The sequence below is a fragment of the Paraburkholderia sediminicola genome, from assembly GCF_046026895.1.
GTDB lineage: Bacteria > Pseudomonadota > Gammaproteobacteria > Burkholderiales > Burkholderiaceae > Paraburkholderia > Paraburkholderia sediminicola_C.
In genome coordinates this window covers 1-10,890 of the sequence record NZ_JAQQEU010000130.1, presented here as the reverse complement: position 1 = coordinate 10,890, position 10,890 = coordinate 1, and the positions used below count along the sequence as shown (strand labels likewise).

9 protein-coding genes and 1 pseudogene are annotated in these 10,890 nt (G+C 62.6%); 8 read left to right on the top strand and 2 right to left on the bottom strand.

From position 1 onward, the window contains the following. Window positions 1-281: 281 nt before the first annotated feature. The 6 genes from PQR02_RS38310 (at window position 282) to PQR02_RS38285 (ending at window position 7,523) form a co-directional block, all read left to right on the top strand. Window positions 282-1,187, top strand: a complete 906-nt coding sequence (locus PQR02_RS38310) for a S1C family serine protease (protein WP_408243035.1) — start codon at window positions 282-284, stop codon at window positions 1,185-1,187. 18 nt (window positions 1,188-1,205) lie between these two features. Beyond that, window positions 1,206-1,874, top strand: a complete 669-nt coding sequence (locus tag PQR02_RS38305; protein WP_408243034.1) for a LuxR C-terminal-related transcriptional regulator — start codon at window positions 1,206-1,208, stop codon at window positions 1,872-1,874. Between the two features lie 962 nt (window positions 1,875-2,836). Next, a complete protein-coding gene (locus tag PQR02_RS38300; protein WP_408243033.1) occupies window positions 2,837-3,964 on the top strand; it encodes a sugar ABC transporter substrate-binding protein in 1,128 nt (375 codons plus the stop codon). A 36-nt stretch (window positions 3,965-4,000) separates the two neighbouring features. Continuing rightward, on the top strand, window positions 4,001-5,563 hold the full coding sequence (locus PQR02_RS38295) for a sugar ABC transporter ATP-binding protein (RefSeq protein ID WP_408243032.1): 1,563 nt from the start codon (window positions 4,001-4,003) through the stop codon (window positions 5,561-5,563). Then, on the top strand, window positions 5,560-6,540 hold the full coding sequence (locus PQR02_RS38290; protein WP_408243031.1) for an ABC transporter permease: 981 nt from the start codon (window positions 5,560-5,562) through the stop codon (window positions 6,538-6,540). Before PQR02_RS38295 ends, PQR02_RS38290 begins: the two co-directional genes overlap by 4 nt. Then, a complete protein-coding gene (locus tag PQR02_RS38285) occupies window positions 6,537-7,523 on the top strand; it encodes an ABC transporter permease (protein ID WP_408243030.1) in 987 nt (328 codons plus the stop codon). The genes PQR02_RS38290 and PQR02_RS38285 overlap by 4 nt, the downstream gene beginning before the upstream one ends. A 250-nt stretch (window positions 7,524-7,773) precedes the next feature. Here PQR02_RS38285 and PQR02_RS38280 read toward each other — a convergent pair whose 3' ends face one another. Next, window positions 7,774-8,295, bottom strand: coding sequence for a substrate-binding domain-containing protein (locus tag PQR02_RS38280; protein ID WP_408243029.1), 522 nt, complete (start codon window positions 8,293-8,295; stop codon window positions 7,774-7,776). A gap of 259 nt (window positions 8,296-8,554) precedes the next feature. Here PQR02_RS38280 and PQR02_RS38275 point away from each other — a divergent pair, with 259 nt between their 5' ends. Together PQR02_RS38275 and PQR02_RS38270 are read left to right on the top strand one after the other, a co-directional pair. Beyond that, window positions 8,555-9,313, top strand: a complete 759-nt coding sequence (locus tag PQR02_RS38275) for a COG4705 family protein (protein ID WP_408243028.1) — start codon at window positions 8,555-8,557, stop codon at window positions 9,311-9,313. A 189-nt stretch (window positions 9,314-9,502) separates the two neighbouring features. Further along, a pseudogene (locus PQR02_RS38270) lies at window positions 9,503-9,811 on the top strand (type 1 glutamine amidotransferase family protein); the annotation flags it as partial. 108 nt (window positions 9,812-9,919) lie between these two features. Here PQR02_RS38270 and PQR02_RS38265 read toward each other — a convergent pair. Continuing rightward, a complete protein-coding gene (locus PQR02_RS38265; protein WP_408243027.1) occupies window positions 9,920-10,831 on the bottom strand; it encodes a LysR family transcriptional regulator in 912 nt (303 codons plus the stop codon). Between the last annotated feature and the right edge of the window lie 59 nt (window positions 10,832-10,890).

Below are 10,890 nucleotides of genomic sequence, written 5' to 3'. Positions count from 1 at the left end.
GATGCGGAGTTGACCTTCGAGTGTCCATGCGAAAGCGCGCGCCAATGGCCGAAAGTGGCCCGATCTCTGCCTCACGCTCCGTAGTGAAGTCCGCACTGCATCTATCGGACTACCCGTTTGGGTGGTGTGCACCCCCTGTCCTTCTGTCATTGTGAACCCGTCGCCACCACGCAACCCGCAAAGGATAGGTGAGGAATCGACGACGCGAGGCACAAGTAGGTCGTATCGCAATTGGCAGGAGACTTGAAATGGAAACGACATCCGCAAGCGGAAATCCTTTGATGGATCTCTCGGACAATCTGGCAGACATCGTCGGGCGAGTCGGGCGGAGCGTCGTGGCAATCCACGGCCGGCATCGCATGCCGTCAAGTGGGGTAATCTGGCGACATGGCGTCGTCGTGACGGCTGCACACACGATCAGGCGTGAGGACGGGATCGAAGTCACATTGACCGACGGCCGTAAGGTCGCCGCAGTCCTCGCGGGCCTGGACTTGTGCACCGACCTCGGCGTGCTGAAACTGGACGGCGTGGACCTGGACCCAATCGATTCTGGCGATGCCCGCTCACTGAAGCCGGGTCATCTTGCGCTCGCCGTCGCGCGCGCGGACGAACCCGGCATCAGTGCTGATTTTGGCGTGATCGGCAGCACAGGTGGTCCTTGGCGCACGTGGAGAGGTGGACAGCTCGATGCGTTGGTGCGGCTGGACGGCGGTCTGCGCCCAGGTTTCTCCGGGGCGGCCCTCGCGGATATGCGCGGGGAGGTCATGGGCATCTGCACATCGGCGCTGATGCGCGGTGTTGGGATGGTGATTCCCGCGATGACAGTGGAGCGCGTCACCGATGAACTGTTGGCTAAAGGGCGCGTCTCACGAGGCTACCTCGGCGTCGGCACGCAGCAGGTCGGCCTGCTGCAAGCGTGGGTCAAGGAAATGAACCTGCCGTTCAGTAGCGGATTGCTGATCAATTCGCTTGCGCCAGGCGGTCCCGCGGAACAGGCAGGCGTGCTGATAGGCGATGTGCTGATCGAACTGGACAGCAAGCCTTGCCGCGACATGGACGACGTGCACGCCGCGCTGGGCTCCGCAAGCATTGGACATCAGTTGCAAATCGCGTTGATCCGAGGCGGGGAACGCCACGCGTGTTCGGTAACAGTGGGCGAACGCCCCCGGCGGAATTCGTGCAGGTGAGGTCCGGGAAGCGGCGAAATGTCGGATGGACAGATGGTACACATGGGGCCGGTGCGGGTCGCGGTGATAGCGGCATCGTCGCAGGTGCGTGCAAGCCTGCAGATGCTTGTCGACGCGAACCCTGCGCTTCGGTTCCTGGGTAGCGCAGCCGACGCCGAAACGCTCGTCGATTGCCTCGCCGGTTCGGTGCCGGACGTGGTCGTGGCCGACATCGAGCCGGATGCGAGCGACCCACTCAAGACGCTATTCGAACCCCGGCACACGCTACCGGCGCTCGTCCTGTTGAGCGATGACCCGGACAGCGACTGGATCCTTGATGTTCTGCCGACCGATGCGGCGGCGATCCTGCCTCGCAACGCGATGCCTGGCGAAATCGTCGTGTGCATCGAAGCCGTCGCCGCGGGCCTTTGCGTGCTGTCGCCCGACATCCTCGCAAGGCTGCTGGCCGGACGAAATCCATCGCGCCAGACCGCATCCGGCGAACCGTTCGAAGCCTTGACGTTACGCGAGATCGAAGTGCTAGCGATGCTCGCCGACGGACTCGGCAACAAGGAGATCGCGCGGCAACTCGACATCTCGGACAACACGGTGAAATTCCACCTCTCCTCCATCTTCGGTAAACTCGGCGCGACCAACCGCACCGAAGCGGTGATGCTCGGTATGCGGTACGGGTTGGTCATGGTGTAGACACGACGAGCCTGCCGCCCGCATCGACATTGTCCACTGCTCTCGCGACCTCGACCCGTCAGCCCGCTGCCGTCATCGATCCAGTGTGGCCTTCGGTCCGTAGAGCTCGAGTGTCCTAACTTCCGCTTCTGCATAAGGCCGCTCATCTCTAGCCGTCGAGATACGCGCTGGCATCGCCGTCACCACCAATCCTCAAGATCCAGCGACATTTGCTTCTTCGTGTTTGCGCCAGGATATCGGTCGGTTGCATCTCGCTCCGCGGACGCGGGTTTTAACGCGCCGAGATGGCAAACCGCATCCATGCCAATCCGGACCAAGTCATCATTTTCTGAAGCTTCGTGGCGTGGCCGTTCCTGAAGACAGCGACGTTTTGCCTCCCCTCCTGCGTCGCACCAATCACGCCGCGTTCGCCAACATCGACTGGCGGCACCCTTTTGCAGCACCCCGGCACGCGTATTGCGCCCGAACGCCCTCATCCAGAGGTCCGTCCGTCGCCAACAGATATTCAATAAACAGTTCTTCACCCGGCTCGATCGGCCGGATGGTATGGATGCCAAGCCTGCGTGAATCTGGGACTCTCCAAAGGGTGAAGCCGCCCGGCGACGACTGAACTTCGTGAAAACGGAACACCCATCCCCGTGCAACGCCGCATCCGCTCACGGCAGCCCAGTCTCTATCCATCAAGGGTTTCAGCCCGGTCCTCCGGTGCGCCGGGCTCACTGGTAAACCACTATCGCGCGCAAATTGGTATGCCAGTAGTGTCAAACAGGGAACGCGTATGCGCATGCCCCTTCTTTTCGCTTCGAGGAGGCGCCGTTGAATAGGTCCTTCTGCAAGTCCGATCCAGTCCCGCAATAGCAACTCCGCAAGGTTTTCGTGCCTCACGCACACCGTGCCGGCAATCCACGACCAGCCATGCGCACCGGCAATCGGTACGTCCAATCGAACAAAAAGGAGACAACATGCTTTCAGGAACCCACGTGCTTCGAGCAGCGTCGACCGCTGCATTGGCGCTCTGCACAAGCGCGGCTTTCGCGCAGGCTTCGATCGTCTCCGGGCCGTCCAGCGATCCCACATGCATGGTCCCGTGGAAGAGCGACACGAAGTTCATCAAGTATCCCAAGAAGAACGGGCCCTACCGGATCGCCCTCGTGAACGGCTATATCGCGAACACCTGGCGCATCCAGATGATCAGGACGGCCAAGGCCTACACGGCGCAACCGGCCGTCGCCGCCAAGCTCAAGGAATTCAAGGTCGTCTCGACCGGCGAGGACGTTCCGGCGCAGATCTCGGCCGTCAACAACTTCATCGATGCCGGCTATGACGCGGTCATCGTGAACGCGCAGAATCCCTCCTCATTCGGCCCCGCGATCCGCCGCGCGAAGAAAGCCGGCGTCGTGCTGGTCGCTTTCGACAACACGCTCGACAGCGAAGACGCGATCAACGTCAACGTCGACCAGTATGGGCTCGGCGCGCTGTGGGCCAAGTGGCTCGCGGGCCACCTGCCGAACGGAGGCAAGGTGCTCGAGGTTCGCGGGGTGGCGGGCACGTCGGTCGACACGGACCGGCACAATGGTTTCGAGAAGACGTTGGACGACACCGGCAAGAAGTGGAACGTCGTCCAGGTCTACGGCAAGTGGGACGACGGGGTCGCGCAAAAGGCCGCCGCCGACGCGATTGCCGTGCAGGGTCATTTCGATGGAATTTCGGCGCAAGGCGGCGACACAGGCGTCGTGCGCGCGATGATCGATGCGAAACATCCGTTCGTGCCTTTCGGCGGCGAGACGGAGAACGGCTTTCGCAAGTTCTGCGCGCAGTATGGGAGCCAGGGCCTGAAGTGCACGTCGGCGGGCACCGGTCCCGCGCAGGTGGCCGTGGCGATCAAGACGGCGCTCGCCGCGCTGGACGGCCAGACGATTCCCGTGGTGATCAAGCTGCCGCTCGACGTCACCGACGATTCGAAGCTGAAGGCGGACGTCAACTATTTTCCGAACGACTCCGATAACTTCTTCGTCGGCAACTCGTTTCCTACTTGCGGCATCAATTTCTCCGCGCAGGAAATCATGAAGCAGAGCCAGGGCAACCAGTGATCGGATGATGGCGGGCGCTGTGACGGGAGACGAAGCATGCTGCAGGATGCAGAGCAGCCGTTCTTTCAGATGTCTGGCGTGTCGAAAAGCTACGGCGGCGCCGTCGCACTGGATCACGCCGAACTCACGGTGCGCAGGGGCCGCATTCACGCGATCCTCGGCGAGAACGGCGCGGGCAAGTCCACGTTGCTAAAGGTGATGTCCGGCGTCGTGCAACCGGACGAAGGCACGATGCACCTCGACGGCCGGGAGGTCTCGTTCGCGTCGCCCGCCGAGGCGAACGCGGCCGGCATCGTCTGCGTGTATCAGGAGCTGTCGCTGATCCCCGACCTCAGCGTGGCGGACAACATCTTCGCTTCGAACCCGCCGCGCCGTTTCGGGATGATCGACCGGCGGGCCCAGCGCCGCCAGGCCGAGGAGGCGCTCGCGCGAGCGGGCGCTGCCGACATCAATCCGCTTGCGAAAGTCCGGGACCTGCCGCTGTCGCGCCAGCAGATGGTCGAGCTCGCGAAGGGGTTGGCACACGCGCCGCGCATCCTGATCCTCGACGAAGCCACGTCGGCGCTGACCGCGGCCGACGTCGCGCGCGTGATCGAGGTGCTCAGGCGCCTGCGCGAAGAGGGGCTCGCGCTGCTGTTCATCTCGCACCGGATGCACGAGGTGAAGGCGCTCGCGGACGAATGCACGGTCTACCGCAACGGTCGTCATGTGATGAGCTTCGAGGCAGGCACGCGCTCCGACAATGAGGTCGTCGAAATGATGATCGGCCGGAAGTACCAGCATGTGTTTCCGGCCAAACCCGCGGCCAAACCGGCGGACGGCCGCGCCACCGCCCCGGTTCTCGCCTGTCGTGATCTCGCGTGGAGCGACACGCTGCAGGGCATCAGCTTTTCGTTGCAGCCCGGTGAAATCCTCGGGCTGGGCGGTCTCGACGGACAAGGCCAGCGCGAACTGCTGCTCGCGCTATTCGGCGTGTTGCGGGGTTGCGCGGGCAAGATCGAGATCGACGGCAAAGCCGTGTCGATCGGGAGCCCGACGGCCGCGCGCGCCAACGAAATCGGTATGGCGCTGATACCGGAGGACCGCAAGACCGAAGGCTTGATGCTGCCGATGTCGCTACGCGAGAACCTGTCGTTTGCCGCGCTCGATCGCATGTCCACCGCCGGCGTAATCGATCGCGATCGCCAGCAGTCGCTCGTCGACCGGATGATGGAGCTGCTCGCGATCAAGTCGTTCAGCGTCGACGCGCCCGTGGGCTCGCTGTCGGGCGGCAACCAGCAGAAGGTGGTCATCGCGAAGTGGTTGATCCGGCAGCCGAGGATCCTGCTGCTCAGCGACCCGACGCGCGGTATCGACGTCGGCACCAAGCAGGAGCTCTATCAGCTGCTCAGGCGCCTCGCCGATGAAGGCGCCGCGATCGTGTTCTATTCGACCGACTACGACGAGCTGATCGGCTGCTGCGACCGCGTGCTCGTACTGTACGAAGGCAGGATCAAGAAGGAACTCGCCGGCTCGGCGATCACCGAGCAGAACCTGATTGCCAATGCTCTCGACCTGCCCGTCGGACAGATTTCGCCTTCCACGAGGGTCGCGCTATGAGCGGGCTGCGTTACTGGTATGCGGAGAATCGCGGAGCGGTGTTCGCGTTCGGCCTGTTCGTGCTGATGTTCGCGATCTATCTCTTCAACTATCCGTCGGCGTTGTCGGCCAACGTGTTTCAGACGGCGGCGAACAAAGCGGTACTGCTCGCGTTGGTCTCGATGGGACAGGCGCTCGTCGTGCTGACCGCCGGCATCGACCTGTCGATCGGCACGATGCTGGTGCTGACGAATTGCATTGGGTCGTGGATCGTCGCGGGCGACTCGCTGCACAGCGCGCTCGGCATCGCCGGTGTGCTCGCGGCGGGCGCGCTGTGCGGCGCGCTGAACGGCGTGATCATCATTTTCGGCCGGCTGCAGCCGATCGTGACGACGATCGCGACGGGCGCCGTCTACTATGGACTGGCGCTGCTGCTGCGCCCCGTGCCCGGCGGATCGATCAACGAGGACCTCGCCGACGCACTGACCGGCAAGGTCGCCGTCGTCCTGCCAGCGAGCTTGCTGATTCTGCTCGCAGCGATAGTGATCGTCTGGATTCCTTTCAAACGCTCGGCGATCGGGCGCGCGGCGTACGCGACCGGGTCGTCCGAATCCGCGGCTTTCCTGTCCGGCATGCCGATCCGCCGCGCGAAGTTCGCGAGCTATACGCTGGCCGGCCTGCTCGCGGCAATCGGCGGCCTGTTTCTGACGTTCTTCACGGACACCGGCGATGCGAGCCTCGGCAGCGCGAACTCGTACACGCTGTTCTCGATCGCCGCGGTGGTGATCGGCGGGGTGTCGCTGCTCGGCGGGAAGGGCAGCGCGATCGGCGCGATCTTCGGCGCATTCGCGTTCCGTTCCATCGGCGATCTGCTGTTCGTGTTCAACGTCGATGCGCTGTGGCAGCCGTTATTCCAGGGCGCGATTCTTCTGCTTGCGGTCGCGATCGGCGCGTGCGGGTTGTTCAGGGTGCGCAACCGTCTGGAGTGGTTTCAATGAGCCACGTTTCCGCGACCAGCCGGACCACGTTCGTGTCGAGGCTCACGCGCAGAATCGACAAACCGATCGTGATTGCATTCGCGTGCATAGTCGCGCTGCTGCTCGTCGGCGGTATGTATTCGCGGAACTTCACGTCGCCGGAATACATCCTGTTGCAACTGAAGGTCGGCGCATTCCTCGGCATCATTGCGACCGGCCTGATGATGGTGATCCTGCTCGGCCACATCGATCTGTCGCTGCCGTGGACGATCACCGTCGGCGCGATGATGGCGTGCGCGGTCGCCGGGCACGGCGAACTCGGGCGCATCCTCGCGATTCCGGTCGGGATCGGTTGCGGCGTGCTGATCGGCATCGTCAACGGCATCCTCGTCGCGCTGCTGCGCATCCCGTCGATGATCGCGACGCTCGCGACCAATGCGGTCGCGCAAGGCCTCATGATCGTCTATACCGGCGGATCGTCGCCGCAGGATTCCGCGCCCCAGGTGATGCGATGGCTCGCGGCGGGCTGGCTCGTACCGGGCGTGCCGAATGCCGTCGCGCTGTGGGTGGTGATCGGCGGCGCCACGATATTCCTGCTGACGCGCACGACCTTCGGCCGCACGCTGTACGCGATCGGCAACACGGAGCGCGCAGCGTATCTTTCCGGCATCAATACGCGACTCGTGACCGTGGCCGCATTTGCCGTTTGCGGCGCGTTCGCAGCGTTCGGTGGCGTATTGCTCGCGGGCTATGCGTCGAAGGCGGCACAGTCGATGGGCGATGCTTACCTGTTGCCGGCGATCGCGGCGGTCGTGCTCGGCGGCACGTCGATTCTGGGCGGACGGGGTTCATACCTCGGCACGGTGGCCGGCGCGATCCTCATCACTCTCCTGCAATCGATCCTCTCGGTCGCGCAGATGCCGGAGGCGGGGCGCCAGATCATCTACGGCGTGGTGATCGCGGCGATGCTGCTGCTGTATGGGCGTAGCAAGCGGGAAGCGTAGGTCGAGCCGCCGGGCCGCCAGTGGCGCTCGGTCGACGAGTGCAAGCAGCCATAAGTTGACGCTCGCCAGTCGCCGTAACGAGACCTTTAGATGACCGGACTCCACCCGGTCGCTGCCGTTCAAGTATTCAGATCAAACGGCGAAACCCTACCCGTGATATCGACGGGCGGGGAACGATGCCGCTGACTCCTCTCAAACCGCCTGAAGCCGCGTTGAGAGCGGCGCATAACCGGGATGAGACGTCGAGTCACTACGGTATAAACGGCGCGACCGACCCTCGACAAACCAGGTTGCACTGAAACACGGTGTTTTTCAAGCGAGACTCAACCTTTGGTCCCACGGGCTTCTTGACCTGATTGATCAAAGCGTCGACCGCTGTGCTTGCCATCTCCAATAAGGGTTGGTGAACTGTCGTGAGTGTCGGCCAGATTGTTCGCGCGATATCGGAGTCGTCGAATCCAGCAACGGACAAGTCGCCTGGCAATGCCAAACCGCTCGCATAGGCCGCATGCATGACACCAGCGGCCATGTCGTCGTTGCTTGCGAAGACCGCGGTTGGCCGAGGACTGAGCGCCAGCGGTTGACGGCCACATGTCACACCCGACTCGAACATATGGTTGCCGGTGACGATCCAACCTGGATCGACAGATACGCCGGCTTGTTGCATCGCCTCCCTATAGCCAGCGAGTCGTTCGTCACTGTCGCGAGACAGTTGCGGACCTCTGACAAATGCGATGCGTCGATGGCCGAGCGAGAGAATGTACTCGGTCATGCCTCGCGCGGCCGACCGGATTCAGGTGAAGCGTGGCTAACCGACACGCAGAATATTAGGCCGCGCGAGCGCTGTTGCAAGAAAGCACGCTCGCGCCTCAGGTTTTCTTAAGGAAGCGTCCCGCACACTTGGACCCAACATTGCCTTACTTTTCTCGAAGCGACGTCACACATGGCGAAGAAGACGCGAAGTTTGCGCTTTCAGCACCGCGTCCCTACATGTCTGTGACGGGACCCCTACGCTGCCTACATGAGGGAATATGGACACAACGAAGCACACGGCGATGACCAAGGTGCCTGAAGTCACGCTTGGTTTCTGGATCCTCAAGATCGCAGCGACGACACTAGGCGAGACTGGCGGAGACGCAGTCTCGATGTCGATGAATCTGGGCTACCTTGTCGGCACGATCATTTTCGCAGTGGTATTCTTCGCCGCTGTCAGCGCCCAGATTCGGGCGAACCGGTTTAATCCGCTGCTTTACTGGGTAACCATCGTCGCCACTACGACAGTCGGCACGACGCTTGCAGATTTTGCCGACCGATCTCTCGGGATCGGCTACGCGGGCGGAAGTACGATCCTTCTCGTTTTGCTGCTGGGCTCGCTCTTCACCTGGTACAAGTTGATGGGCTCAGTATCTGTGACGACTGTATCTTCGCCCAAGGTGGAGATGTTTTACTGGGTGACGATCATGTTTTCCCAAACGCTCGGCACCGCGTTGGGCGACTGGACTGCTGACACGGTTGCGCTCGGCTACAGCGGCGCGGCCATTGTTTTCGGTAGCCTGCTGGTGGTGCTCGTCGTAGCGCACTACTGGACCAACATCTCATCGACGATACTCTTCTGGGCCGCGTTCATTCTGACTCGTCCGCTCGGGGCGGCGCTGGGCGACTTTCTCGACAAGCCAATCGACCACGGCGGTCTGGCGATGAACCGTTATGCCGCTTCGATCGCGCTTCTAGGCTTCATCCTGACCGGTTTGATGGTCTTCAGGCAAAGAGCAGCAAAGGCCGTTCACTGATTGAAACTCCGGGCAGCCGCACACCCTGTGCGCCCGTTCAATCTGTTCGCAACGCCTGTCTACCCAACTGCCTTCAGCGGTCGTATCAGGTGTGACTTGTCCCCGCTGGGGCGTTCGCTACAAGACCCGTTTGCGAGTCTTGTAACGTGGGTAGCCAGCCATGGGGGCAGTATTGAAGAAGTTCTCACGCAACCGTGCTCGGGCACACTGATACTCGCGAAGCCAGGCTTGCTAGACGGCGTTCCGGCCTGTACGGACGCGACCACCAAACCATGGGTCGAAGAAGCCGGCGTGGCGGTGCTCAATCAGCCGTTCGTGGCGAAGCAGAACGTCGCGTCCGCAGGCGGCTGCCTGGCGTCGCAGTATCTGGCGGCCTGGTTAATCGCGCGTCTGGAAGGTGTCGATGCTGCACGCAGCGCGATTCACCATGTCACCCCACTGGGGGAGAAGGAGACGTACGTGACGCGCGCGATGGCGAACATTTCGCCGTTTCTCTAAAGGGAACGGATCGGCCGTTCAAGACTGCGGAGATTCGCTCGTCGAACCGACAAGGGCATTATCAACTTCTCAATTGTTTTGGATAACTATTAAATTTCATACCGAGCGTCACCGGCGTCTCAGATGCTCGTCCTGCTCGAACAGTGCGACGATCCAGTCGATGAACACGCGCACTTTCGCGCTCAGATAGCGGTTCGGCGCGTAGATCACGTGCACCGGAATCGTCTGTCGCTGCCAGTCTTCCAGCAGCGGCACGAGTCTTCCGGCGGCGATCGCGTCGCGCACCGAGTACGTCGGCGCCTGGATGATCCCGAGGCTCGCAAGGCCCGCGGCCAGATACGCGTTCGTATCGTTCACGACGAGCGTGTGATTCAGCGCGAGATCGCGTTTCTGATCATCGTACAGAAACGGAAACGACGCCGAATAGCCGCCGCCCGACGGGATCATGCCGACGGTCGGCAGATCGCGCAATTGGTCCGGCGAGGCAGGCGTGCCGTGCGCGTCGAGAAACGCGGGCGCCGCGCAGGTCGTGAAGCCGAAGCTGCCGATCTGCCGCGCAACCAGGAACTGCTCGTCGACTTCGCCGGCGCGAATCGCGCAGTCGATGCCCTCGGCGACCAGGTCGATGCGGCTGTTGCCGACGTCGAGCTGGATCTCGATGTCCGGATAGGCGCGGTAGAAGTCGGCGAGCGCCGGCACGAGTATGAGTATGCCGATCGCCGTCGGGACATCGACGTGTATCCTGCCCGACGGCTTCCTCAGCGCATGCGCGGTCGACGCTTCGATATCCGCGAGGTCCGCGAGCAGGCGCACGACGCGCTCGTAGTAGATCGCACCTTCCGGTGTGACCGTCACCGAGCGCGTCGTGCGGTGCAGCAGACGAACCTTCAGATCTGCCTCGAGCCTCTGGATGAGCCGCGTCACCGTCGCATTCGGCAGGTCGAGGGTGTCGGCCGCCTTTACGAACGTCCCGGCTTCGACCACGCGGACGAATGCGTTCATCGCTGCGATGCGGTCCATGATGCGCGGCTCCGTTCGATGGGGAAAAAACCATTAGACCGCAATCCCCCTGCTTGCTG